General features: G+C 45.0%; 24 protein-coding genes and 1 pseudogene. 15 read left to right on the top strand and 10 right to left on the bottom strand.

Annotation, left to right across the window (positions count from 1 at the left end; translation table 11 throughout):
* Window positions 1–198: 198 nt before the first annotated feature.
* On the top strand, window positions 199–591 hold the full coding sequence (locus tag QUA62_RS09130) for an AbrB family transcriptional regulator (protein ID WP_333283270.1): 393 nt from the start codon (window positions 199–201) through the stop codon (window positions 589–591).
* Between the two features lie 1,262 nt (window positions 592–1,853).
* On the opposite strand, the gene QUA62_RS09125 is transcribed toward QUA62_RS09130, so the two are convergent.
* The gene (locus tag QUA62_RS09125) at window positions 1,854–2,027 is read right to left on the bottom strand and encodes a hypothetical protein (RefSeq protein ID WP_333403514.1); all 174 of its coding nucleotides are present in this window, start codon (window positions 2,025–2,027) and stop codon (window positions 1,854–1,856) included.
* A gap of 18 nt (window positions 2,028–2,045) precedes the next feature.
* Between QUA62_RS09125 and QUA62_RS09120 the strand changes: the two genes are divergently transcribed.
* On the top strand, window positions 2,046–2,429 hold the full coding sequence (locus QUA62_RS09120; protein WP_333403513.1) for a hypothetical protein: 384 nt from the start codon (window positions 2,046–2,048) through the stop codon (window positions 2,427–2,429).
* Between the two features lie 372 nt (window positions 2,430–2,801).
* On the opposite strand, the gene QUA62_RS09115 is transcribed toward QUA62_RS09120, so the two are convergent.
* Window positions 2,802–4,193: a hypothetical protein gene (locus QUA62_RS09115; RefSeq protein WP_333403512.1), complete on the bottom strand. Its 1,392-nt coding sequence runs from the start codon at window positions 4,191–4,193 to the stop codon at window positions 2,802–2,804.
* Window positions 4,194–4,365: 172 nt separating this feature from the next.
* The gene (locus QUA62_RS09110) at window positions 4,366–5,469 is read right to left on the bottom strand and encodes a site-2 protease family protein (protein ID WP_333403511.1); all 1,104 of its coding nucleotides are present in this window, start codon (window positions 5,467–5,469) and stop codon (window positions 4,366–4,368) included.
* A gap of 516 nt (window positions 5,470–5,985) precedes the next feature.
* Here QUA62_RS09110 and QUA62_RS09105 point away from each other — a divergent pair.
* Window positions 5,986–7,065, top strand: coding sequence for a DUF3616 domain-containing protein (locus tag QUA62_RS09105; RefSeq protein WP_333403510.1), 1,080 nt, complete (start codon window positions 5,986–5,988; stop codon window positions 7,063–7,065).
* 204 nt (window positions 7,066–7,269) lie between these two features.
* Here QUA62_RS09105 and QUA62_RS09100 read toward each other — a convergent pair whose 3' ends face one another.
* The 6 genes from QUA62_RS09100 to QUA62_RS09075 all read right to left on the bottom strand — a co-directional run bounded on the left by QUA62_RS09100 (window position 7,270) and on the right by QUA62_RS09075 (window position 12,865).
* Entirely contained in the window at window positions 7,270–8,907 is a 1,638-nt protein-coding gene (locus QUA62_RS09100) for an AAA family ATPase (RefSeq protein WP_333403509.1), read from the bottom strand.
* 189 nt (window positions 8,908–9,096) lie between these two features.
* On the bottom strand, window positions 9,097–9,456 hold the full coding sequence (locus tag QUA62_RS09095; RefSeq protein ID WP_333218195.1) for a DUF2470 domain-containing protein: 360 nt from the start codon (window positions 9,454–9,456) through the stop codon (window positions 9,097–9,099).
* Window positions 9,457–9,586: 130 nt separating this feature from the next.
* Complete coding sequence (locus QUA62_RS09090; RefSeq protein ID WP_333403508.1) at window positions 9,587–10,936, bottom strand: WD40 repeat domain-containing protein; 1,350 nt, start codon at window positions 10,934–10,936, stop codon at window positions 9,587–9,589.
* 128 nt (window positions 10,937–11,064) lie between these two features.
* Window positions 11,065–11,604, bottom strand: coding sequence for a ferric reductase-like transmembrane domain-containing protein (locus QUA62_RS09085; protein ID WP_333403507.1), 540 nt, complete (start codon window positions 11,602–11,604; stop codon window positions 11,065–11,067).
* 284 nt (window positions 11,605–11,888) lie between these two features.
* The gene (locus tag QUA62_RS09080; RefSeq protein WP_039887846.1) at window positions 11,889–12,353 is read right to left on the bottom strand and encodes a hypothetical protein; all 465 of its coding nucleotides are present in this window, start codon (window positions 12,351–12,353) and stop codon (window positions 11,889–11,891) included.
* 362 nt (window positions 12,354–12,715) lie between these two features.
* Window positions 12,716–12,865 (bottom strand): hypothetical protein, encoded by a 150-nt coding sequence (locus tag QUA62_RS09075; protein WP_006635335.1) that lies wholly within the window; start codon window positions 12,863–12,865, stop codon window positions 12,716–12,718.
* Window positions 12,866–13,366: 501 nt separating this feature from the next.
* Between QUA62_RS09075 and QUA62_RS09070 the strand changes: the two genes are divergently transcribed.
* From QUA62_RS09070 to QUA62_RS09030, 9 genes and pseudogenes are all read left to right on the top strand, one after another.
* Complete coding sequence (locus tag QUA62_RS09070; protein ID WP_333403506.1) at window positions 13,367–14,767, top strand: nicotinate phosphoribosyltransferase; 1,401 nt, start codon at window positions 13,367–13,369, stop codon at window positions 14,765–14,767.
* 76 nt (window positions 14,768–14,843) lie between these two features.
* Window positions 14,844–15,443 (top strand): nicotinate-nucleotide adenylyltransferase, encoded by a 600-nt coding sequence (locus tag QUA62_RS09065; protein WP_333217882.1) that lies wholly within the window; start codon window positions 14,844–14,846, stop codon window positions 15,441–15,443.
* Window positions 15,404–16,153 carry an NrtR DNA-binding winged helix domain-containing protein gene (locus QUA62_RS09060; protein WP_333283248.1) on the top strand — a complete coding sequence of 250 codons (750 nt, stop codon included), beginning with the start codon at window positions 15,404–15,406 and terminating at the stop codon, window positions 16,151–16,153. Before QUA62_RS09065 ends, QUA62_RS09060 begins: the two co-directional genes overlap by 40 nt.
* Before the next feature lie 70 nt (window positions 16,154–16,223).
* Entirely contained in the window at window positions 16,224–16,517 is a 294-nt protein-coding gene (locus QUA62_RS09055) for an isochorismate lyase (RefSeq protein WP_190658973.1), read from the top strand.
* 87 nt (window positions 16,518–16,604) lie between these two features.
* On the top strand, window positions 16,605–18,335 hold the full coding sequence (locus tag QUA62_RS09050) for an NAD+ synthase (protein WP_333403505.1): 1,731 nt from the start codon (window positions 16,605–16,607) through the stop codon (window positions 18,333–18,335).
* Between the two features lie 19 nt (window positions 18,336–18,354).
* A complete protein-coding gene (locus tag QUA62_RS09045; protein ID WP_333403504.1) occupies window positions 18,355–19,284 on the top strand; it encodes a DUF192 domain-containing protein in 930 nt (309 codons plus the stop codon).
* Window positions 19,285–19,327: 43 nt separating this feature from the next.
* Window positions 19,328–19,660, top strand: a complete 333-nt coding sequence (crn3, locus tag QUA62_RS09040; RefSeq protein WP_006635328.1) for a CRISPR-associated ring nuclease Crn3/Csx3 — start codon at window positions 19,328–19,330, stop codon at window positions 19,658–19,660.
* A 290-nt stretch (window positions 19,661–19,950) separates the two neighbouring features.
* Window positions 19,951–20,133, top strand: a pseudogene (locus tag QUA62_RS09035) (S8 family serine peptidase); the annotation flags it as partial.
* 88 nt (window positions 20,134–20,221) lie between these two features.
* Window positions 20,222–20,398 carry a GUN4 domain-containing protein gene (locus QUA62_RS09030; RefSeq protein ID WP_333403503.1) on the top strand — a complete coding sequence of 59 codons (177 nt, stop codon included), beginning with the start codon at window positions 20,222–20,224 and terminating at the stop codon, window positions 20,396–20,398.
* Between the two features lie 328 nt (window positions 20,399–20,726).
* On the opposite strand, the gene QUA62_RS09025 is transcribed toward QUA62_RS09030, so the two are convergent.
* Window positions 20,727–21,632, bottom strand: a complete 906-nt coding sequence (locus tag QUA62_RS09025) for a LysR substrate-binding domain-containing protein (protein ID WP_190658967.1) — start codon at window positions 21,630–21,632, stop codon at window positions 20,727–20,729.
* A gap of 251 nt (window positions 21,633–21,883) precedes the next feature.
* Here QUA62_RS09025 and QUA62_RS09020 point away from each other — a divergent pair, with 251 nt between their 5' ends.
* From QUA62_RS09020 to QUA62_RS09010, 3 genes are all read left to right on the top strand, one after another.
* Entirely contained in the window at window positions 21,884–22,780 is an 897-nt protein-coding gene (locus QUA62_RS09020) for an aspartoacylase (protein ID WP_333403502.1), read from the top strand.
* A 325-nt stretch (window positions 22,781–23,105) separates the two neighbouring features.
* Entirely contained in the window at window positions 23,106–24,776 is a 1,671-nt protein-coding gene (locus QUA62_RS09015) for a S8 family peptidase (RefSeq protein WP_333403501.1), read from the top strand.
* A gap of 131 nt (window positions 24,777–24,907) precedes the next feature.
* Window positions 24,908–26,000, top strand: a 1,093-nt coding sequence (locus QUA62_RS09010; RefSeq protein WP_445301647.1) for a TolB family protein, incomplete at its 3' end; no start/stop codon positions are given.

Below are 26,000 nucleotides of genomic sequence, written 5' to 3'. Positions count from 1 at the left end.
GATTGCTCGCACCGGCTGCAGCTACTCCTCAAGAAAGACTGCAGGTTGTTAAAAATATTTAGATAATAGTGGTTAACAATTGAGCCGATCGGTGTAATATGGTTTTACGACCAGCTATAAAGCTAAAGTTTCTTGGCCAAACAAAAAACCAACCGAGAAAAAATCCGTACACCAGTTGAATATTTCAGGACTCAGTAAATGGCTAAAAGGAAAAATATCGAACCCCTTGAAGGTGAAGGTCTGATCAAAAAGGTCAAAGACCTAGAGAACCTTACCAAGGAAGAAAAAGCTAGAGCCTGTGGCTACTACACCGTTACCAAAAACGGCGTAGAACGGGTCAACATGATGAAATTCCTGAATGCGCTGATTGATGCAGAAGGCATTCAGCTAGACGGGAAGCAAAACGGCAACGGACGCGGCGGACGCTCGGCCAGCTATCGGATTAGCGTTCAATCTAACGGCAACTTACTGATTGGAGCCGCCTACACCAAACAAATGGAACTCCAGCCGGGAGATGAATTTGAAATCTCTCTGGGACGTAAGCACATTCACTTGCGCCAAATCGATCGAGAAGAAGAAGAAGAATCCTAGGCTTTTACGACTTGCTTTGACTTCTTGCTTGAACTGGTGGGTTTGACTTCAAGCATTGACTGCAAGCAGAGAGTTGGCTCTGAAATCTTTCTGTGAGCCTAAAAAAGTATGGCTTCTATAGATGGCAATGGCTCGACAAAAGCCAGTGCCACCACTTTATATTTTCCGAGAATACCTATTCTCGCCCCTCGCTATATCCGTGTGGACAAGCGGGGGATTTTCCGCGTAGCTGTTAAAGAGAAGTTCTGCAGCCAATTGTGTACGGGATTTAACGGATGTAATTGAGGAACCGAAGAGGTTTGAAGGAAGAATTAGGTTTGGTTGAGCTAGGAAACCCACCAAAGCAAGAAAATGGCAGAGGTATTCTCAGCTAACAGTGCGTCATACCAGTTGAAAAAAAGAATGCAACTGTAGCGAAGCTCGAAAGCACGAGCTTCATGATTCATTCCCAATTATTTAACCTAAAATCTAAAATCTAAAATCTAAAATTGTATAAGTCTCGTGCTTGCTCATGATTTGTGTCTGTGTGGGAGGGGTTTTGAGGGAAAGGAAACACCTCGATCGCCCCTAAGTGAAATTACAGGCTGGAACAGTTAAAGTGTTAGGGAGCAATTAGTCACCAGCCTATGCCGTTGCCCCGATTCGCGAGTAAAACTTCTCAACACCAAACAAAAATCTCCCTGCGTCGCCTTCTAGTGGCCTCTTTTGTGCTGCAAATCGTCGCCGCAGTCGGGATTGTCGGGCATCTGTCCTTTCGCCCTTTGGCAACGGAGACAAAGCAGTCGAAGAGCTCGCCGAGAAATTGATTGCGGAGACGGGGAAGAGAGTTGAAGAAAAGCTGATTTCTTTTCTCGAACCTACCCAGTGGGTAAATAAACTTAACGCTGAAGCGATCGACCGCGCTGAATTAAACTTACACTTATAAAAGTCCCAGCCTCGGGGAGAGAAGTTCCTCTGGCAGCAAATGCGATGTTTTAAAAGCATTCAATGGATATCCTTCGGTGCTGAAAAATCAGGAGAATATCTCGGCATTTGGCGCAACCCACGGATAACAGCTTGCAAATTGTCGCAGCTAACAAGTCTACCAACTCTCACAACATATACTAAGCTACAGACAGCCTAGGCACGCGCACCGCTAAATTAAAGGCAGAACCGGCAACCTACGATGCCCGCCTGCGCCTCTGGTACAAAGAAGCTGTCGCAGCGAACAAACAAAGCGATTTGGACGAGTATTTATCCTGGTTTTACTCGCGGGACTGTGTTTATTGCTGCCAGCCAACCGATTCGCGAGCGAAATCGGTAAATTGCTGGGAGGTAGTGCCGTAGACTTTTCGCTCTCGGGGCTTTAGCAATATCTCCATCGCATCAAGCTTAGCAAAACGGGACAAATTTTCGCGATCGAACGATCGGGCTTGCTGGTTGCCAGTTCGAGTCAAGAATCACCCTTTAGAAAGATGCCAAGAAAGCAGCAACTGCAGCGGGTGAATGTTTTAGACAGCCAAACTCCTGTCATTCGCACCGCAGCTAAATATTTGTACGAACACTTCGAGGGCTTTGGCGACATTAAGCAGCGGCAGCAACTGAAATTTAGGGGAGACGGGCAGGAAGATTTTGTGGAAGTGCTGCCGTTTTCTGATGTTTACGGTTTGAACTGGCTGATTGCGATCGCAGTTCCCGAATCCGATTTCATGGGGCAAATTAACAAAAATACGCGCACTACAATTTTACTTTGTTGGGCGGCGCTACTGCTATCGACAATTGGTGGAGTGCTGGCAGCTAGGTGGGTAACGCTGCCGCTGCTGCTGCTCAAGGAAGCAGCTAAAGATCTCGCCGCCTGAAAGTGCGTGCTGTTACTGTCAGTAGGCTTGATGAAGTCGGCGAATTAGCGCAGTCTTTCAACGAGAGGGCAGCTCAACTGAAAAAGTTTTTTCCAGCTTTGGCACAAAGTGAATAAAAATTTGTCCAACTGGTAGAAAATCTGCCTGTTGGAGTCTCGACGATAACTCCGGGCGGCGCAGTTATTTTCATCAATTCGGCGCCAGAGCAAATATTGGGTAGGGGAGAAATGCCCGATACTAGCGCCGAAGAGCTACCACAAGCTTATCAAACTTATATAAATTAGCGAACACTGTTCCCGGAAAACTTTATCCTATAAACTTGCTGTCGGGCGCGCCAGGCGCAGCTAATGACTGATGAATGATGACTGATGACTAATCTTGATATTTTATGATTTGTTTATGTTGAGAAAAAATTCTACAGTTATTGATATCAATCAACAACTGCTCTTCTTCATGCTTGTCTGACATATTCACTAAATTATACTGAACATTGTCTCCATAAATAGTTATAGCAATCTGGCTCAATTCTAAAAAATTAATGAGCCACTCACATTCAGTAGCCGAGTCATCTTGATAGTATTGAATTAATCTGGCACAACAAAGTTCTAAGTAGGTTCTAGAATGGGGTGAAATTAAAATAAATTTGAGAATTATAATTGCTAGTGTTAAAGGATTTAGTTGAGTGGCGAACAGTAGAAATAAGGATGTTGGTTTCCCGGAATTTTCCACAGTCAAACATTTGATTAGATAATTGCAAGTTCTGAGCTGCAGGCCAGTGCTCAAAGTGTCTCCGTCATTTTCTGGATGAAAAGTCTCTAAAATATTAATTATTCTCACTTGGTAAATATCAGTACGTAAAAGTTTAGATTGGTAATTAAATAAATACTTAATTAGATAGTCCTTAAACTGCTTGTAAGTAATATTTTGAGTTTCTCTAAGAAAAATATTTGCTAAGCTGCGATAGTTTAAGGAGCCGCGGCTGACCAAAATTATTTTGATTAAACGCAGGGCTTCATCTCCTAAAAGTGTGGGATTATGATAATTATTTAATTGGGATGTAGCAGACTGAGAGCGAGAGGTATACATTGCTAGGTCAAACTTGTATTTTTCTTTGAGCTGCTGCGACAATAGTCTGGCAGCTTGGCGTTCTTCGGGGGTGTTTTTAGCATCTAGATATTGAGCGGCTAGCAAATAAGGCTGATAGCGAGAAGTCCAGTGATTTTGTAGTGGCTGGTAGTCGTCGTACTTTAATACAAATAACTTTAGCTCTTCATAGTCTTTGCTGCTGAGAAAGTTGGTCAGCCACACTCTCAGTATTTTGAGACAATTGTCGGGGTGGGGTTCCCTAAGGGTTCTATCTCTAATAATGTTAATTAAGTCGCGAGCCAGTTGGTATTGTTTCTGAGTGACCCAGTTATTTAATAAGATGTAAATGCAGCGTTTAAATAAGTAGTTAAATTCTAGTTGAGAGTCAAATTGAATTATTGTGTCTAAAGCTTGAATTAATGTGGGGTTAGCTGGAGGAATCAATTGGATAAATATGTTTTGAAATTGTTGCAAAACTACTTCTGAAGCCGAGTTTTTGATGTGATATATAAAAAATTTGTAAATGATATCTTGAGCTGCGGAAACCGTCAGCGCTGATTTGTGTAATTGAGCTGTTGGCTGAGGGGCGAGATCCTCTGGTAATACATTGTTTGTCAGAGCAGGCAGAACTTTTGACTCTGTTGTTTCGGATTGAGAGGAAAAGTGCTGAGATGGCATAGCGTCCTCGCTCAGATGATCAATACACTATTATAGTTATCATCCTTGATTTGGAGCTAATAATTTAGTGTTTCACTTGGCTTTTGTCCAGCTACAGTTAACCCCCCCGATCGCCTTTTTGGTAAGCGGAAATCGAGGGGGTTAACTGTTATTTGTCAAGTATCTGAGAATATCAAGCAGGGTTCGCTTCGGCTCGTCTTTGTAGCAGGCGGGCAATTTCAGCTTTTTCTACAAGTCCTACGAGGACGCCATTTTCGCGAATGACGGGGAGTTCTTGTACTTTAAGTTGTTCCAGGAGGGTGACGACTTCGAGGAGAGATAATTCGGGTTTGACGGTTGTGGAAAATTCGATCGGCTTCAGGAGTTCTTTCACTAAAATTTGGGGCCAAGTTCCGGTAGGAATGGTTTTGAGGTCGTCTAGGTCGATCGCCCCTACCAATTGTCCGGCATCATCTGTTGCCAGGAACCTGCGCCAGGTTTGAGTGCTACCGATCACGTAGTTGTTGGCAAATTCTCTGAGGGACAAGTCTTGGGAGACGATCGGACTTTCGGGGGTCACAGCATCTGCAGCTGTCAGCCCTGCCAGTTTATTTTGGACTGTGGCATATTGGGCAGATTGACCGGCATTTTGCAGTAAGAACCAACCGATTACTAGATTCCAAATATTGCCGAATACGCCTGTAGCAATGGCAATCCAACCAATTATTTGACCGACGCGGCTAGCAAAAATTACACCTTTGTAAGGGTTGCCAGTAATTTTCCAGACGATCGCTTTGAGGATGTTGCCACCGTCGAGGGGCAAACCGGGAATTAAGTTAAATAAGGCTAAAACTAAGTTGATCGAAGCTAAAAGTCCGACGATGGCGCCTGCGGGGCCTGTGAGACCAGCACCGATGCCGATCGCTGTTAACAAACCGGATAACAATAAGCTGACCAACGGGCCTGCAATGGCTACCCAAAATGCTTCGGCTGGGGTTTTAGATTCTCTTTCTAAATTAGCCAGTCCGCCAAACAGAAATAGCGAAATCGATTTCACGCCAATTCCCTGTTTAATGGCTACCCAACTGTGTCCTAATTCGTGGGCTAAGACGGAAGCAAATAACAGTAACGCTGTGAATAATCCCAGCATCCAGGGCGCTACGGGGCCCAATGTGGGAAACAGGGCAGCTAGTGCGCCGCCGTACTGCCAGGTTACTAAACCCAGAACTAAAAACCAAGATGCGTTGACAAAGAAGGGAATCCCAAACAGGTTGCCGACGCGAAATGTACCGTTCATAATGGCTACCTCTAATTTTACGAATGAGAGGTTTTTCTCTCTGTCTCCTTATCGTAACGAAAGGTAACGGCGATGTTAATGCTTCAATTAGGGTGTTATCCGTCTGTGGAGGTTCGGTTTGCGGAATAATCACCGCCGACTGCGGTTTGGCCCCGCCAAGGGTTAAAAATCCCTATCTCAAAACGGAAGTTCTCGCTATGAGGCTTGAGGAGGATATTTGTTTTAGTTTTCTGTTTTAATTTTCAATGGGTTTTAACTCACATCTTGCACCTCTGTCATGAACAGGCAAGATGCCTGTTCCACAACAGATGAATTTTCTTTCTTGTGGGCAGTTGCTCCTAGCCCGCCCATAAAAGCCTTATTGAAAATCGTGCAACATCTCACTTTTAACCGAATGCAAGCTTTGAGAGGGGGAATTAATCCCCCGGCTGAGTATTACAACTGTGGCAAGATATCAGTTTCAAGCAACTTTAGCTATAATGACTTACCCTAAGAATAGTTTTGGTGCTAATAATTATGCCAGAATCTTTTTTGCTCGGCCGGCTGCTGCTGCAATTCAACAGCGAAGCGGCTGATATTATTACAGACTTATCCGCTGTTGCTTTAACTCCCGATGGTCATTTGTGGCTGGGTTCCGATGAAACGACTTCGATCGAGCGTTTGTCGCCTGTCGGGCCTCATGTTTTTGGAGAACATCAAAGATTTGCGATCGCGGATTTTATCGATTTTTCCGAACAAGCTGGTGAAATCGATATTGAAGGAATTGATTTCAACAGCGATTATCTTTGGTTTGTGGCTTCTCACAGCACCAAACGCAAGAAAGCTAAAGGCCAAGACCCGAATAAAGACATTCAAAATTTAGCAAAAATAGAGACGGAGGTCAACCGTTATTTGCTGGCACGAATTCCTGTAAAAAACGGGAGTTTGTGCAAGTCAATTTCCCATCCTGAAAATCCCAAAAACCAACTGAAAGCGGGATACCTTCAGCCGACCAAAACGGGGAATTTGCTGACTGATGCGCTGAAAGATGACAGCCATCTCGGTCTATTTTTATCGGTGCCGATTCCGAGTAAAGAAAATGGTTTTGATATTGAAGGATTGGCGGTGCGCGGCAATCGGATTTTTCTTGGTTTACGCGGACCTGTACTGCGGGGTTGGGCGATAATTTTAGAAATAGAAGTGCAAGAGTCTAAACAGGGGGTTTTAAAGCTAAAGGCTATTGGTGAATCCGGCAAGTTTTACAAGAAACATTTTGTTGATTTGAACGGTTTGGGGGTGCGAGAATTGTGCTGGAAGGGGGAAGATTTGATTGTTTTAGCCGGGCCGACGATGACTTTATCGGGGGCGATGAGGGTTTTTCGGTTAAAGGGGATTTTAGGGCGCTCGGGCGACAGTATTACTGGACAAGATGGGGGAGATTTGGAGGTATTGTTTGACTTGCCTTTTAAGGTTGGTACGGACAATGCTGAGGGGTTGAGCCTGTTTCCATATTTGGGGGAGCAGAATTCGCTGTTAGTGGTTTATGATTCGCCGGATGCCGGGAGAATGGTTGAGAAAAATGGTATTCTTGCGGATATTTTTAGGTTAGGTTTGTAGTGGCGCTGTCTTCGCTAAAAAGGTTTAAGATAACTGTCCATAAACTCTTGTAGGCTACTAGCAGTAGTAGGGTGCGTCAGAAGGGGAGATACTTGGGAGAATTAATCTGCCATGAACTGACGCACCATGCGATTAGGAAGGTGCGTCTGATGGGATTTTTGGGAGAATTAATTAGACCTTAACTGACGCACCCTACAAGTGGGGTTAATTGTCGATCGCATCCCTTCGCCGCTGGCTGTAGCGTTTCAATTCATCAATTAAGTGAGTATCGTTAGATGCTGTTCTCGCGCCCGCTTCCGCCGCCCAGCGCTTCAAATCTTCAATTTGCGATCGCGCGATCGCAGCTAAAGGTACAGTATCCTCGATCGACCTCAAAATATCCTCGGTCATCAAATCCCGGCGCTGTCCGTTTACAAACGTTCCAAAGGCCCGATACAACCCATCTATTACCACTTGCTCAATTTCTGCACCGCTAAAATTCTCAGCGCGTTTTGCCAAAACTCCCAAATCAAACTCGCGCAATCTAGTTGGCCGCAAACGCTGCAAATGCACTTTAAAAATATCTTGCCGTTCCGATTCAGAGGGCAAATTCAAAAAGAAAATTTCATCAAACCTGCCTTTTCTAAGCAACTCTGCAGGCAAAATCCTGACGTTATTTGCAGTTGCGACGATAAACACCGGACTGGTTTTTTCCTGCATCCAAGTAATCAAACTGCCGAATACCCGGCGCGAAGTTCCCGAATCGCCGTCGCTACCGCTGATAATGTTGCCGAAGGCTTTATCTATTTCATCGATCCACAAAACGCAAGGTGCGATCGCCTCTGCTAATTGTATCATTTGCCTGACGCGGCTTTCGCTTTCCCCGACCACGCCGCCAAACAATCTCCCAGTATCCAACCGCAACAGCGGCAAACGCCATTCTGAGGCTATTGTTTTCGCAGATAAAGATTTGCCCGTTCCTTGAATTCCTACTAACAAAACTCCTTTCGGATTCGGTATGCCGTAGCGACGGGCTTCGTCAGTAAAAGCATCTTGCCGCATCTTTACCCATTGCTTCAAATTCTCCAATCCGCCCACACTTTTTAGGGATTCTCGGGAGTTGAAAAACTCCAAAATGCCCGTTTGGCGAATTGCTTGCTGTTTTTCCTCCAAAACTCCGTCAATATCTGACTCGTTAATTTGCTGTTTGGCGGCCAAAGCTTTAGCCAAAACCCGCCCGATTCTAGCGCGGCTCAAACCCTGACAAGCTTTAACCAACTGTTCCCTTGCTAAACCGCTAACTTGCAACTGTTGCGGCTTTTCCACAACGTGGGAAATTAAACTGTCGATTTCTTGGACGTTGGGCAAAGGAAAATCAATTACTGTTATTTCTTCTTTCAATTCCTCCGGCAATTCCAGCGTGTGAGAAGTAAGAACTATAGTTTTTTTGCTGCGCTTCAATTCCCGCGTTAAATTCCGCAATTCCCGCACTACCGCCGCATTTTTTTCGCTGTATGGATATTTCAAAACAGGGTGCAAATCCCGCAGAACAAATATGGTATATTCTTCAACAGCAGTTTTGCTGACGCGATCGAGCGCCGCCATTACCGAACCTTTCCCAGAAGCATTATCTTCCCAGCCGCGGACGAGATCCCAGAACAATACTCGGCGCGCGGGAGTTACTTGCAGCGCTACTTGGGCAATTACAGCCTCGATCGGTTCCTCCTCGACGCCGACAATGTACAGCAGCGAATAGCGGGCGCGAATCATCAAATCTATTCGCTTTACCAGGGCGTCGAAGTGGTTATTTTTACTGCCCTTGACGGTATCTAATTCTCGGGATTGAGGGTAATTTTCGGTCATTTTATTTGATATTTTAGATGTATATTCAACTTTATTAAATATTTTGTTGGCAGTCAGGACTTTAGCCCTTAAAAAGGATTTAACCGGAGTCAAGGTTTGTAGTAAGGACTTGAGTCCTTAACAACTATTTAAGCGGACTAAAGTCTGTACTGCGAACGTTAAAATTATAACAGGATAGTCCGCAAGTGACTACTTAGCAACTTTTCGAGCTTGTTTCACCATTTCAATGAGAGTGTGGTGAGCATCTTCGGCGTCTTTTAAAGTGCGATCGAACTTAACTCTGACAGGCACTGTTTCGTCGTTGACTTTAGCGGTTAAATCCATGCCGTTGGCATCAATAGCCAGCATTTGAGCTTCTGTTGCCTCTGGTTGGTCGCCAAATGCTTGAGCGTATAGCACGACAGCACTAGCGTGGTCTTCGTTCATGTGAGTGCAGATGCGATCGCTAATCTCAGTAGAAAACGGTTCTGACATGGGAGATTCCTCAGATGCAATATCGATCGATTGTACTGCGATCGGTACAAAGTTCTCAAGAGCGATGAATTGCATCAAGAGTTATGAGTGATAGAAAAGGATGAATAAGGAAGAACCTGAAGACAATAATATCGAGCGCGTCAGTACTTTAAAAAAATTTAATTTCACATAATTTGTGAAAAAATTAGTATGAGTAATTCCACCCTTACCACGGGCTGACCTCAAGCACCCCAGAGGGTTTTAACACTACCTTAAATTGATAAAAATGCTGAGGTTTACCACCCTGGCGAAAGGAAGAAAGAGAAACTTCTTCAATAAAATCAGCCGCTGCTTGGTTCAGCGGCTGACAATCTATAATTACCCCTTCTTCATTCACGGCAACCCGATAAACTAATGAAGTTTTGAAGGTGGGAGTCGAGCGCCAACTCTTGTCAATTTGGTCGTAAACTTTCCGGTTCAACTGTGCAATTTCACCGGGGGAGAGAATTTCCGACGGTGCTGCCTCTACCTCTGGTGCTGGAGAATTAACCTGAGTCGCAATCGGGACAGGTACAGGCCAAAGCTTAATAGTTTCATCTGCGCTACCGCTGGCTAAAACAGGATTTTGAGAGCTAAAAGCGACAGACCAAACAGGCTTAGAATGAGCCGCAAAAGTTGTCATTAGTTCGCCCGTTGTCAACTTCCACAGCTTGATAGTTTTGTCGTAGCTGCCACTAGCTAAAGCCTGTCCATCCTGGCTAAAAGCAACTGACAGCACCGGGCCGGAATGCCCTGTTAATGTATGCAAAACTTTGCCCTTTGTAAACTGCCACAGCTTAACAGTTTTATCCGCACTGCCACTCGCTAAAGTTTTGCCGTCAGGACTGAATGCAACTGAGTTCGCCGACCCAGAATGCCCAGTGAGGGTGTAATTGCCGCCATCATCAAGCCACCAAATCTTAATAGTTCCATTCTCGCTGCCGCTTGCTAAAATTTTACTGTCCGGGCTAAAAGCGACAGATTGAATCCAGTCTGTATCTGGAAGTGTGCTGAGTAGTTTCCCATCGGAAAAATTCCACAACCTTACAGTTTTGTCGGTACTTCCAGAAGCGAGTAACCTTCCATCAGGACTGATACTTATTGCCTTGACATCATCCGCATGACCTTTCAAGGTATTGATGAGTATGCCAGTTTTGAGATTCCACAATTTAATCCGGTTATCCCAACTCCCGCTAGCCAAAACATTGCCATCAGGACTAATGGCTAGGGATTCAATTGCATCGGTATGTGCTTTTAAGGTGTAAAGCAATTCGCCGGTTTGCAAGCTCCAGATTTTGATAAGGCCGCGATAACTGCCGCTGGCTAAAGTTTTGCCGTCGGGACTGAGTGCGATCGCGTAAATCCACCCAGAATTATCTTTAAAACTGGTAGAATATTGAGTTAACAGCCCCGATTTAAACTGCGATACAGTTGTTTCCAATTCCGCAAAAGACCTATACCAGCCGATGCCCGCCGCAGTTACAACTGCTGTTAATGTGAAGGCCAAAATTTTCCCTTTAACTGCTTTTGATCTCATAAACACGAGCTCCCACACTCAGTTTATATAAAATAAACTTCCCGATTTCACTTTAAGAAATTTATGGCGGAAGTTTCTGCTGCATTCTAGCTTTTACAAATCCTCTCCAACACTCTTGTTTAGCACTGTTACTTTGCCTTCGGTTGACTTATTTTTTTCTTTTTTAGATGGCGCTGATTCAATATTCGAGCGATGAATAAAAGTAGTATGGCGGTTATAGCTGCAATTCCAACAGGCGTTAAATATGTCCAGTGATTGGCCATTTTATCCAAGATATGCCAGGTTAATAAAAACATAGCAAGGTAAGTGAGACGCTGCAAATTTTTCCAATTTTTCTTAAGTCTTTTCACGCTCCAATCGTTAGAGGTGATAGCCAAAAGAGTAAAAATAATGAATGTTGCTACTCCCTGGAAGTAAACAAAATAAGTTTTGATATCAAAGATATCAAAGTTTCTTTGTTTGAAAAATATGAATCCGTGAAGTACAGATAAAAAGAAAGAGAGCAGACCAATGAGGCGACGATATTTCAGCAGCCATTGGGGAAATCCCGTTGTTTTTGTAACAGGGAAAACAATTATCAAATTGGTGGGAAGCAGTGTGAGAATATAGGCTGTTAAGGCAGCGAACCCCCAAAAACTCGCCTGAGAAAATGTATCTAAATCCATCATTAAAAGTTGCATAAATTACTCTCATTGCTAAATAATTAAACTTTAATTCTACGTAGGCTAGCATTGGAAAATCGCCCTGTCAATTAAGTTTTAAGTGGATAAAAAGTCTTCGCAAAAATAGATGGTTAAAAGTTGAGTTTTTAACTCTAACCAAGGTCAGCTAATGCTGACCTTGGATTGAGGAGATTACCTGAACTTTGGGCTAGGTATCGCGCCCAACTACAAACTGGTAATACCCCCTTTCGATAAGAGAGGACTGAAGTCCTCAATACAAACTGCCCAGCCTAACTAAAAGATCGATCGTCAAACGGCAATTCATCAAACCGCGAATCAATATCAGCCTCAGAATTCGCAACAGGGGAATTAGCGCGAGATGCCGGCGGCTTAACAGAATTCACCTGGGCTACTGATAACTTGGCCGCAGGTTCCGATTTCTGTAGGTTAACTACCGGCAACTCGCCGCCATTTTCTCCATTTTTGCTCGTTTGATTCCACATCATCATTCCCAGCAAACCATCAACCAAACCGCCGCCGCTACCGTTCCCTGTTACCGCAACATCTGGCACAACTCGCACGTTGCGATCGCCTATAATTTGCATTAACTGCAAAGCCGTATAACCGGAACCTCCCAAAGCCACAACACCCGCGCGATAAGCTTCAGCTTGAGCATTTCCCTTCACCCGAATCGACTCAGCTTCGCCTTGAGCTTGTTTAACCTGAGAATTCGCTTTCAACTCAGAAATCTTCACGTCGGCGTTGCTTAATCAGGGTATGAAAAAAATCACTTGAAAATCCCGAAGTTTTGTGAATACTGGTTTCTATGACTTGCATATTTAGCCTTTCATACCCTAAATCAGCCACGCCAAAATCTTTATTTCAAAAGCTTACTCTACACTGAATATACCTTTTGTCAATTGGGGAAGTTCAGTGTAATTGGTGATTGGTAATTGTAGGTTGGGTAGAAGGAAGGGAAACCCCACCTACAATTACTATTAACAGTCAAAGTCAAAAGTCAAAAGTCAAAAGTTAACAGTCAACAATTAATTGTTAACTGTTGACTGTTAAAGTGAATGCCTGTGCCGAACTCGCTAGAAACTGCGTGAATGGCTGTTCAGTCTCTCGATTTAGAAGTTTTGGAGAGCTTACCTTCAAAAGGTTGAACTCCACTATTTGGATAGTTGTCATCGCTGGGGCTAAAAATCCGCACCGCTGCTTCCGAAACGTAACGCATCGCGTTTGCCAAAGATTTAGAAAGATTCATAGAATCTGCCTCTCTTAATCTGGGTTCTGATACTTATTAGATTACTCTGATTTTTGGGCTATGGATGACTTTAGCAATATTTATTTGAATTACTTATTGGTCTGCAACATTGAAGCAAGCTGAAGGTTTTAGGAATTACGCATTGTTGGACGATCGACCTTTTGCTGGTAGATTTTTCCTTGGTCAACTCAAGCTGTCGCGATCGCCCTCCCGACGCTCAGAAACCGGGTTTTCTAACTCTATTCAAAGGCTGCAAGGAAATATTTTCGCAAAAAACCGGGAACGCTTGAGTGTTTGTGCTTAATTCCTGAGTTTGTTAAATTAAATATTTATATTGGTTTTACCATAATATTAATGTACAAATTAACCGAAATCCGCTATGAAAGGGCATAATAAGCGAATTTCTCCGACAAATATATGTAATCTTTATCAAAGATTTACAAAAAGATATGGTGTTTGTCACTATAATTAAAAAAAAGAAGTTTGTCCGGGGTTTTTCTTATGAAAACTACCACAGAAAGCCTGCAGCTCACAGGTTTTGAAGAAATCTTAGAAGACCGGGAACTGACGGTTTCTTCAGCAGATTACAGCCTTTTGACCGATCTCTACCAGCTAACGATGGCCGCTTGTTATGTTGGGGAAGGGCTCGACGGGCGGGTCGCGAGTTTTGAGTTGTTCGCGCGCAGGCTGCCAGAGGGTTTTGGCTACGCGATCGCGATGGGTTTGGCCCAAGTTCTCGATTATTTGGAGAAATTTCGGTTTTCGCCGGCGCAAATTCAGGCTTTGCAGTCCACTGGGATTTTTGCCGGCGCCCCGGAGCGATTTTGGACTTTACTCGCCACAGCCCGCTTTACTGGCGATGTTTGGGCGGTGCCGGAGGGGACGGCGGTGTTTGCCAACGAGCCTCTGCTGCGAATTGAGGCTCCTCTGTGGCAGGCTCAGTTAGTGGAAACTTATTTATTGAATGCCATAAATTATCAAACTTTGATTGCGACGCGGGCAGCGCGGCTGCGCGATGTGGCGGGCCCGGAGGCTAAGTTGCTTGAATTCGGGACGCGCAGGGCTTTTGGGCCTCAAGCTGCTGTTTGGGCGGCTAGGGCTGCTCTGGCTGCGGGATTTGACGGAACTTCTAATGTTTTGGCTGCTTTGAAGTTGGGCCGCAAGCCTGTCGGTACGATCGCCCATGCTTTGGTAATGGCTGTCGCTGCCCTCGAAGGCAGCGAGAATCAGGCGTTTGCAGCTTTTCACCGCTATTTTCCGGGGGCGCCGCTGCTGATCGATACTTATGATACTGTGGCGGCGGCGCGGATGTTGGCCGATCGAGTAAACAGCGGTGAAATGCAGTTGGAAGGCGTGCGGCTGGATTCGGGCGATTTGGCGGTGCTGTCTCGGGAAGTTCGATCGATCCTTCCGGGCGTTCCAATTTTTGCTAGCGGCGATTTGGACGATCGAGAAATTGCGAAATTAAAAAGTAGCGGCGCTTGCATTGACGGTTACGGTTTGGGAACCAAGTTGGTCAGCGGTTCCCCTGTCAACGGTGTTTATAAGTTGGTGGAAATTGACGGAATTCCGGTGATGAAAGAGGCAAGCGGCAAGGTAACATATCCAGGAAGAAAGCAAATTTTTAGACATATTGAAAATGGGCAAATTCTCGGAGATTGTTTGGCATTGTCAGGAGAAAATATTAAAAATTGCGATTCTATACCATTAATGAAATTGGTTGTCAAGGACGGCAAACGAGTCCAGAACGAGGAAAGTTTGGACGATATCGCCAAACGAACGGCTGCTTCTGTCGCCAGTCTTCGACCCGAAACTCGCCAACTTGACAACCCAATTTCGCCGCAGGTGGAAATTTCTCCAGATTTGCAGAGTCTCACCCAAAAAACCCAAAAGAGTCATTAGTCAGTAGTCAACAGTCAACAGTCAACAGTCAACAGTCAACAATTACCCATTACCCATTACTCATTACCGATTCCCTATGCAGAAGATTGCTCTTTTTGGAACCAGTGCCGATCCACCCACAGCAGGACACAAAACAATTCTGAGTTGGCTTTCCCAACATTTTGATTGGGTAGCAGTTTGGGCGTCGGACAATCCTTTTAAGTCGCACCAAACTTCTCTAGAACACCGATCGGCAATGCTGCTGTTAATGATTCAAGAAATTAATTCGCCCAGACACAATCTTTGCTTGCATCCAGAACTCAGCAGTCCGAGGACGCTAGAAACTGTGGAACAAGCAAGATTGCTGTGGCCGAATGCAGATTTGACGCTGGTAATAGGTTCGGACTTGGTGGGGCAACTGTCTCGCTGGTACAAATTTGAACAATTGTTAAAACAAGTGGACTTGCTGATAGTACCGCGACCCGGTTATCCCTCCGAACAATTAGATTTGTGGCAGTTGAGGCGGATGGGTGCAGACGTGGCGATCGCATCTTTGAGTGCTCCCAATGTTTCTTCTACTTCCTATCGGGAAACAGGAGACAGGGAAGCTCTGACTCCGACCATCGAAGATTACATCAATAGGGAGCATTTGTACGCATGGCACGAGGCACGAAAAAGGGCGAAGGTTGCTCATTAGCTGACTTTAAAGTAGGAGTAGATAATGTGATTTTCTCCGTCGATGCCGTGCAGAACCGCTTGTTGGTGCTGTTGGTAATGCGGCAAGACGAACCGTTTATCGATTCTTGGAGTCTTCCTGGTACTTTGGTGCGGGACGGAGAGTCTCTTGAAAATGCGGCTTACCGAATTTTGTCTGAGAAAATTCGGGTAAAAAATTTGTATCTGGAGCAATTGTATACTTTCGGAGAACCGGGGCGCGATCCTCGGGAACTTACCAGGGGCGATCGCTATCTTTCGGTGAGTTATTTTGCTTTGGTTCGCTTTGAGGAAGCTGAGTTAATTGCTGGGAGTGTAGTGGCGGGTGTGGGCCACCGCGTCGGCGGCATTGCTTGGTATCCCGTGCAACAAGTTCCACAGCTTGCCTTCGATCACAATCAAATTCTCGAATACGGATACCGGCGACTGCGTAACAAACTTGAATACAGTCCGGTAGCTTTTGAAGTTTTGCCGGAGCTTTTTACTTTGAGCGATTTGTATCAGCTTTATACAACTATTTTGGGGGAAAGTTTTTCGGATTATTCTAATTTTAGATCTCGATTGTTAAAATTGGGTTTTTTGTGCGATACCGGTGTTAAGGTTTCGCGCGGGGCTGGCCGCCCTGCTAGTTTGTACCGCTTTGATGCGGCCGCTTTTGCTCCTTTCAAAAATAAGCCGCTGGTGTTTATTTAGCTGTTCCTTGGATGACATTCGGGGAGCAATTTAGTAACATTAGAATAGAAGCTATTAAGGAGTGCAGGCTATGAAAGACCCTGATGAATGCGCTAATATTCACGAAGTTCGGGAGGAAATTGATATTATCGATCGAGAAGTGATCGAGGCTTTGAGCAAGAGATTTCAATACGTCATCGCTGCAGCAAGGTTCAAAACGAGTGAAGCTAGCGTTAAAGCGTTCGATCGCTTTCACGATATGTTACAGCAGCGGCGCGAGTGGGCTAAAGAGTCGGGTTTGAATCCTGATGTGGTTGAAAATATTTACCGGGATTTGGTAAATTATTATATTGAGGAAGAGTTGAAACATTACAAATCTAAGTAAGTTTTTGCTAGATTCAAATCTAGGACTATAGGAAAGTGAGTCCGCGCGGGCGGATTGTTAGCAATATTTATTAAGTGATTTGGTGATATGAAAATTGCGATCGCACAACTCAATCCTACAATTGGTGATATCTTTGGCAACTCCAACCTAATTCTGGAGGCTGCGAAAAAAGCTGAGGTTGAGGGCGCAAACTTATTGCTAACACCGGAACTTTCCCTGATCGGTTATCCGCCGCGCGATTTGTTAATCAATCCGAGTTTCATTGCAGATGCAGGTGCACAGTTGCTGCAACTGGCGCAAGCTTTGCCGCCGGAGTTGGCAGTCATAGCAGGTACTGCCTTACCTAATGCTAATGCTGTTAAACTCGGCGGAAAATCATTGTTTAATAGCGCTGTTTTGTTGCAGAATGGCGCCGTCAAACAAGTTTTTTATAAACGCTTGTTGCCTACTTATGATGTATTTGATGAAGATAGATATTTTGAACCGGGAGAAAACAGCAATTACTTTTATATTGGCGAATTAAAAATCGGCGTGACAATTTGTGAAGATTTGTGGAACAATGAGGAATTTTGGGGTAAACGCAGTTACGCAGGCGATCCTGTTTCCGATTTGGCAAAATTGGGTGTAGATTTAGTGCTGAATTTGTCGGCATCGCCTTATTCTGCGGGGAAGCGGGGAGTGCGATCGGCGATGTTGCAGCACAGCGTCATCCGCTGCGGGATACCGATTATTTACGCTAATCAGGTAGGGGGAAATGACGATATTATTTTTGACGGCAGCAGTTTTGCTGTGAATCGAAAGGGTGATTTAATTCAGGTATTAGCTTCTTTTGAAACTGATTTTGCGGTGCTGGAATATGACGCAGCTAAACAAGATTTAGTTGGCAGCGGCGGGATCGGGCAAGATGCCCGATCCACAACAGATTTAAGTTTTCACCCGGCACAAGGAGATGCCGAAATTTGGGCGGCTTTGGTTTTGGGAGTGCGAGATTATGTTCGCAAGTGCGGTTTTTCTAAGGTTGTACTCGGTTTGAGCGGCGGGATAGATTCGGCTTTGGTGGCGGCGATCGCCAGTTGCGCGATCGGGCCCGAAAATGTTCTAGGGGTGCTGATGCCTTCTCCTTATAGTTCAGATCATTCGGTTAATGATGCTTTAGAATTAGCCCGAAATCTGGGCATGGCGATCGAACTATTGCCGATCGGCGATTTGATGAAAACTTACGATCGCACTCTCGCCAATTTGTTTGTCAACACAACTTTCGGGATTGCTGAGGAAAATATTCAATCGCGGATTCGAGGCAATCTGTTGATGGCAATTTCTAATAAGTTCGGACATTTGCTGCTTTCGACTGGGAATAAGTCGGAAATGGCGGTGGGTTACTGCACTCTCTACGGCGATATGAATGGGGGATTGGCGGTGATTTCCGATGTACCCAAAACTCGCGTTTATTCGCTTTGTCGGTGGCTGAATTCTGGGAGTGAGAAGGTAAAAAATCAGACCCAGTTGGAAAAAGAAATTATTCCGGTTAATATTATTAGTAAAGCGCCGAGTGCTGAACTGAAACCGGGACAAATTGACCAAGATTCTTTACCGGATTACGATGTTTTGGATGACATCTTGCAGCGGTTGATAGAAAATCACGAATCCGCCCAACAAATTGTCGCTGCAGGACACGATGAAGCGGTGGTTAAACGTGTAGTAAAATTAGTCAGACAAGCGGAGTTTAAACGGCGACAAGCAGCCCCGGGTTTGAAAATTAGCGATCGAGCTTTTGGTACCGGTTGGCGGATGCCGATCGCCAAATCTTCATTCTATTAAACGCATCATTAAACGCAAAATGGTTAACATCGACGGTAGTTTCGGCTTCGATTTTCTCCTGGGAGCTCTCAGCAACGATACGATTAGAGGATTTGCGGGTAATGATACTGTTCAAGGTTTGGGGGGAAACGACCGCATTTTTGGCGATCGGGAAAATGATTTGCTAGCAGGAAATGAAGGCGCTGATACGCTGTCTGGCGGTCAGGGAAGCGATACAATCTATGGAGGACAAGACTCCGATTGGATGTTTGGCGATCGGGGTAACGATTTGTTAATAGGCGGCGAAGGCGGGGATATCTTGACAGGAGGCGCGGGGGAGGATTTATTTGTGATTGAAAGAACCGCCGCCGCATCTACTATTACTGAAGCCGATATAATAACTGATTTTGGCAACGGCAATGATAAAATTGTCTTGACAGAAGGCATGAAGTTTAGCGATTTAGAGCTTTCTGTTTCCGACAACCAAACTATTATGAAAGATAAAAATTCGGGCAAATATTTAGGAGTTGTTTCGGGAAATTCTAATCTGACTGAATCCAACTTTATTTCGCTGTTTGGCCAACTAGATAGGGGTCAGCTTTTGCCAATTTCGGTTAACACGACTATAGCCGATCGCGCGATCGGACTGGAAGTGGCGCAAACTCCCCAAGAACAAGCCACAGGTTTAATGTTTCGGACAGAATTACCGGAGGACAGAGGAATGTTTTTCCCGATCGAACCAGCGCGAAACGTGCGTTTTTGGATGAAAAACGTATTGATTGAACTCGATATGGTTTTTCTGCGGGAAGGCGTAGTGCAGGCGATAATTCCTAACGTACCGCCGTGTTTGACCGAAACCTGCCCCAACTACGGCCCGGATGTTCCCGTTGACGGAGTGATCGAACTAAGAGGCGGAAGGGCGGCCCAATTGGGACTCAAAGTTGGCGATCGGATTCCCAATTTACCCTAAAAGGTATATGATTTTATCGCAGCCTTCAACATTTGTGCATCCAATGAATCCTATTGAATTAAAAATAATCCCCAATCAAACTCAAGACGGTTTAGCTTACCAACATTTGCGCTTGCGTATTACAACTCAAGACGGTATTATCACGCCAAATGATTTACAAGGTTTGAAACTTCCTCAAGACGTTCAATTCAGCCAAGGAATTGTCATTGAAGGTAGAGGAGCAATTTGGCTGTACGGGTATTTAGTACACGAATGTCATCCTGCGGCTTGGGTTGGATGTTACGATCCGCGATTAGAAGGTGCCGTGGTAGTAGCGACGCACAAGCACGAGGTATCAGTTGGACAGGTATTAAAATTGAGTTTACCGAGCGATTAAGACTCTCCTAAGTTTGAGTTGATAATAAATAAAAATAAAACTTCCCGTGGTGGGGGCATCTTACCTGCGTTAGCGACACGCTAACACTACTGTTTCCACCACAAATCCCGGAGAGTCGTGATTAAATTAGAGCGTTTTGGATCAATCGTCCAGACTATTGTACACCAGACTATCCAGCTATGAATACCGAGCGCTGCTGAATTGCTGTGGGAGGAATTGATATAAATGGCAGGAGAGATAAATTCTCTAACCGTGCAGGTTCCAGACCTCTGGATTAGGTAGTTGCACCTGGACTAGATATCTTTTCTACAACTCGCTATTACAGCTACGAAACCTACACCGGCACATCGATCGCAACCCCTCACGTAGCGCGTATAGCGGCTTTGGTTTTGAATGCCAATCCGACTCTTACTTCGGCCCAAGTTGAGTATATCTTGACCACAACAGCCAACCCAAATGGGATAATAGCCTAGAAAAAATAGGCAGCAACTATTCAGAAACATTAGTCGATCGCCATACAACCGCGCGAATCTGTTTTGTCCGAACCTCCGCGCGGATGGGATGTGGATGCAATCCAGCAATGGCAAATATGGATTGACTTCGCAGTTAGAAATTTGGCAGAAAGTCGGCGGTTATAGTTGTCGAACTTGCCAAGGTCAAATTCAAAATTTTAGCAAGCAAGTAGGATGGAACATGAGCTCGCAAGTAAGTCCTATACCAAGGGAGTTTCCAGGCTAGTATCCAACAGTTGCTGCATGAAGTTGGCAAAGTTATGTTGACAGCGATAAAAGCATAACTAGGTACAGTCTTTTTGCTGGCGCGCAGACATGACAAGCGTGGAGAGTTACAAAAATTAATCTGTTTTCTACTTTCGCCAATTGCGGCAAGTAACAGTTAATACCGCATATTCCAGGTTCATGAACTAGAGTAGCAGCTATATTGTGTGGTGTTAATCTGTAGGGTGCGGATCTGCGAGATATTGGATAAAACTTGCAGATTGTTGATGGCAACGCAGCTTACTTGCTGGACTTTTCAAAGCTTTTTACCTATGCCTGTTTCTCACAAATCATTTAGGATTGCTATAAATTGAGAGGGGTTTAATAATATTGAGGAATTGCTGCAAAATGGTGGACGAATGATTATGCCGCCAAACAGCAGTTAATTGAGTGGTTGTCGTTTGTTCCTGAATCTGACGATAGACCACTCCTTCGCGTTGAATATTCTGTACGTGAGATGGCAGAATGCTGATACCTGTTTCGCCTGCGACTAATCCCAAAATTGTGACCATAAACACGGCTGTTTGAGCAACTTTAGGAACAAACCCTGCTTGCGAACATACATGGTAAATTTCCTCAGATAAGCCAGCCACAATCTGATGAAGGGGCATTACAAATTCTTGATCCTTTAGGTCGGAAAGCGAAATTTTGGATTGGGCTGTAAGCGGATGGTTTTTGGGTAAAACGACGACAAGTGGTTCTTGCGTGAGAGACATCGTTTCTAAATCATTCGCTTCAGAAATATCGTGGTAGAGATAGAGAAAAATGATATCAGTCTGGCGATCGCGCAACCTCTGAATTAAGAAAGCACTGTGTTCTTCCTGCAAAATCAGTTGTACCTCTGGATATTGCTGTCGAAAAGTTCGCAGAATCTCTGGAAAGACACCATTCGCGATCGAACTGGGAAAACCCACCGTCAAATAACCCAATTCACCCTGATCGATGCGCTGGGTTTTATGTACCGCTTGTTCTAACTGTACCAAAGTTGCGCGAGCTTCTTCTAAAAACGCCTGTCCTGCTGGGGTTAGCTGAATCGGGTGACTTTTGCGATCGAATAGCTTCACACCCAGTTCAGCCTCTAAATCTTTAATTTGTTGACTTAGGGGGGGTTGGGCAATGTGCAATCGCTTTGCGGCGCGACTAAAGCTCAGTTCGTCTGCCACTGCAATGAAGTAACGAAGATGGCGAAGTTCCATAGGTTATACGATTTTAGATTTTAGATTTGAGAATTGAACGATTGGGAATGAATGATTACTATCCTGGTTTGGAGCACGGGCCTACAGTTACATTCTCTTTTGTAACGGGGATTAAATACTATATTTTTTAAGTATATTGTTATATAAAAAATAGTATTTGACATACAGCACTAACTTCTTTATCTTGAAAGTAATAGTTATAAATGTCGGCACGCAATACCCATTTAAGTATTGCTTAATGAGGAGTATTCATGATTTCGCAAGTAATTCGACGAGTTGCAGTTGTGGGAGGAACCCACGGAAACGAGTTGACTGGGGTTTATCTGATTAAGAAGTTTCAACAATTCCCAGACTTACTGAAACGATCGAGCTTTGAGGTGGTTACTCTATTAGCTAATCCTCAAGCGGTAAAGTTCAATCGGCGTTATGTCGATCGCGATTTGAACCGTTGCTTTACCGAGGAAGATTTGTCTAACCCAGATTTGAGGGATTACGAGGACAGACGTGCTAAGGAAATCTCCGCCCAACTATGTCCTAAAGACCAACATGGAGCTGATGTCATCATCGACCTTCACAGCACAACGGCCAACATGGGGCTGACTATTTTACCATCTAGCAAACATCCATTCAATTTGCAATTATTAGCTTATTTGAGTGAGATCGAGCCCTCACTGCGAGTTTGTTTGGGAGAGCATTCTGGTCAGGATGCCCCAATGCTTCGATCGCTGTCTGCTTTCGGTTGCACCATAGAAGTTGGGCCCATCGCCCAGGGAGTCATTAACGCCCGTCAGCTTCAGCAAACCGAAATGCTGGTTCACGCCATTCTGGATTATCTCGACGCACAAAATCGGGGAAAACGGCTTCCTGCACAATCACATTTAACTGTATATCAGGCGATCGGCTCAGTAGACTATCCCAGAAATTCAGTAGGTGAACTGCAAGCCGCGATCCATCCCCAACTTCAGTTCAAAGACTATGAACCCTTACATCCTGGTGAGCCCATGTTTCTCACCTTTACGGGAGAATCGCTCCCCTATAAAGGAGAATCTACTGTTTTCCCTGTATTCATTAACGAAGCAGCCTATTACGAAAAAGGGATCGCAATGGTCTTGACGAAAAAACAACAGCTTCAGCTTGAAACTGCATAAGTAAGTGGGTACAAATCAACATAAAGTGGGGAGGGCGCGTGAGTGCAACAGTAAAGTATTTCATAGTATAGCTCCTCAACTAATCCCGCCCTACAATTCCCACAATTTTTTTTTTTCGATTACCTACTTAACTTACTCATGATGACTTTTATGAACTTAGGGTTATGACTTTTATGAACTTAGGGTTATGACTTTTATGAACTCAAGCAAGGAATTTATGACTTGACTTGGAAGTTCGGCTCTGGCATGATGTTAAGTAATACATTTAAATCAAGTATTTTTTCCCCAAAACCCAAGTGAATCTCAAATTATCAGGAGCAAATTTATGGAAAGTACGCTGGGTATACTTGCAAGCGATCGCGAACAGCAGCTCACAGCAGCATTAACAACCTTTGGTAACAGCGGTCAGCTTAATTTTTTCACTGCATCCAATCAATTTAATGCCAGCCTCCCCACCAACGGCTTTGACACTGATAATTTGACAGGGATCGGCAGCAACGAACAACAACAAATAGCAAATTTTATAGTATCTCAAAATAGCGAGATTTTCAGTTATTCAGGCAGCGAGCGAGCCACTAGCAGTACATCTCCCGTTCAACAAAAATCGAATTCAGAAGCCATGACTGCCGGCACAGAGCCGCTAACCGGAATGAGAACGCCTTCTCAGTTGGATTTATCAGATCCAGGCAACTCCTTAGCCACTGCACGCAATATTGGTGTTGCTGATAACAATCGCCTCACATTCAATGATTTTGTCGGAGTTGACGATAACGATGATTATTACCGCTTTACTATTAACAACAATAGCGATTTAAGCTTGCGGATAGATGTTTTGAATGGGGCCGGTATCGAGTTGATTCAAGATAAGAATCGCAACGGTGAGGCTGATTATGATGAACTTCTTGGCCGCGATTATGCCTCAGCAGGTGCATCCGGCGAGATAAATTTCTTCAACCTGACTCCTGGAGATTACTATGTCGCAGTTTATAGTTTCTCTGGCTATAAGAATTACAACCTGAATCTTGCTGCAACGCCTGCTACTGGTTTTAGCAGCAATTACGGATACGGTTTAGTGGATGCAAATGCAGCAGTAGCCCGCACTTTTAACAGTCCAGTTAAGTTCCCCGAAGTTCCCAATGTGGGCGGGAATGATTGGGCAAGAGACATGGTAAATGCGCCGGAAGTTTGGCAGGGAGGAATTACCGGAAATGGGATTGTTGTAGCTGTCGTGGATAGCGGTGTTGACTACAACCATCTCGATTTAGATGCCAATATTTGGCAGAATGCCGATGAGATTCCCAATAACCAAATTGACGACGATCGCAATGGATATGTAGATGATATCCGGGGTTGGGATTTTGCGTGGAACGACAACAACCCAATGGATTGGAACGGTCACGGGACTCACGTAGCAGGCGCGATCGCGGCCGAAAGCAATGGTTTTCACATCACAGGAGTTGCCCCCAATGCCAAGATTATGCCTGTCAAGGTGTTGGACTCGTATAACTGGAACATCAATAATATTGCAGAAGGAATTCGCTATGCTGCTAATAATGGAGCCAATGTAATTAACCTCAGCGTGAGCGATTATGGGTTATCTTCCAAGGTAATTGAGGACGCAGTTCAGTATGCAAATAGCAAAGGCTCTGTTGTCGTCATGTCAGCAGGAAATGATTATTCCAGCCAACCAGATTATCCAGCTAGAAATGCCGATCGCTTCGGAATTGCTGTCGGAGGAATTGATCGAAATGGCAGAGTGGCTTACTTCTCTAACGATGCAGGTTCTAAACCTTTGGATTACGTAGTCGCACCTGGAGTAGATATCCTTTCTACAACTCCAAATAACACTTACAAAACCTACGAAGGCACATCGATGGCGGCCCCTCACGTGGCGGGTGTAGCGGCTTTAGTTTTGAATGCAAATCCGAATCTAACTCCGGCTCAGGTTGAGCAAATTTTGACTTCAACAGCCAACCCAAATGAGATAATAGCCTAGAAAAAATAGGCAGCAACTATTCAGAAACATTAGTCGATCGCCATACAAGCGCGCGAATCTGTTTTGTGAGAAAATACGGGCGATCGAACACTCGTCAATTTACCAAATTTGCACTTTTAATGTGAGGACTTATGACTATTGATCTCGTCTCAGTTAACTCAGCAGGCGATCGGGCGATCGGTGACTCCGTAAGCCCCTCCATCTCCGCTGACGGGAGGTTTGTTGCCTTTGCATCTGATGCGTCCAACCTCGTGCCGGGGGACACTAACAATAGCGAGGACATCTTCGTGCGCGACATACTAACCAACACCACCATCGGCGTCTCTGTTGACTCAACAGGCAATCCGGGGAACAACTTTTCCGGCAATCCCTCCATCTCAGCCGACGGAAGGTTTGTGGCGTTTACTTCTGTTGCCTCCAACCTCGTGCCGGGAGATACTAACGGCTATATCCATGTTTTCGTGCGCGATTTGTCAACCAATACCACCACCCGCATTTCTGTAGACTCAGCAGGCAATCAGGGGAACCGTGGCTCCTTAAGCCCCTCCATCTCAGCCAATGGGCGGTTTGTGGCGTTTACTTCTGTTGCCACCAACCTCGTGCCGGGGGACACTAACAACAGTCTCGACATCTTCATGCGCGATTTGTCAACCAATACCACCACCCGCGTCTCTGTTGACTCAGCAGGCAATCAGGCGAACAATGGCTCCGGCGATCTCTCGATCTCAGCCGACGGGCGGTTTGTGGCGTTTTCATCTAATGCAGCCAACCTCGTGCCAGGAGACACTAACAATAACTACGATGTCTTCGTGCGAGACTTGTTAACCAATACCACCACCCGTGTCTCCGTCAGTTCCAGCGGCGAACAGGGGTTCGGCGATTCCAGCTCGCCCTCCATCTCAGCCGACGGCAGGTTTGTGGCGTTTTCATCTAGTGCTGCCAACCTCGTACCGGGGGACACTAATAACGGTGATGACATCTTCGTGCGCGACTTGTCAACCAACACCACCACCCGCGTCTCTGTTGACTCAGCAGGCAATCCGGGGAACAACCGCTCCTTTGCCTCCTCCATCTCAGCCGACGGGCGGAGAGTAGCGTTTTCATCTAGTGCTGCCAACCTAGTACCGGGGGACACTAATAACGGTGCTGACATCTTCGTGCGCGACTTGTCAACCAACACCACCACCCGCGTCTCTGTTGACTCAGCAGGCAATCCGGGGAACA

Source organism: Microcoleus sp. MON1_C1 (genome assembly GCF_036701945.1).
GTDB lineage: Bacteria > Cyanobacteriota > Cyanobacteriia > Cyanobacteriales > Microcoleaceae > Microcoleus.
The sequence above is the reverse complement of the archived record's forward strand: the minus strand, read 5'-3'. Positions and strand labels throughout refer to the sequence as shown.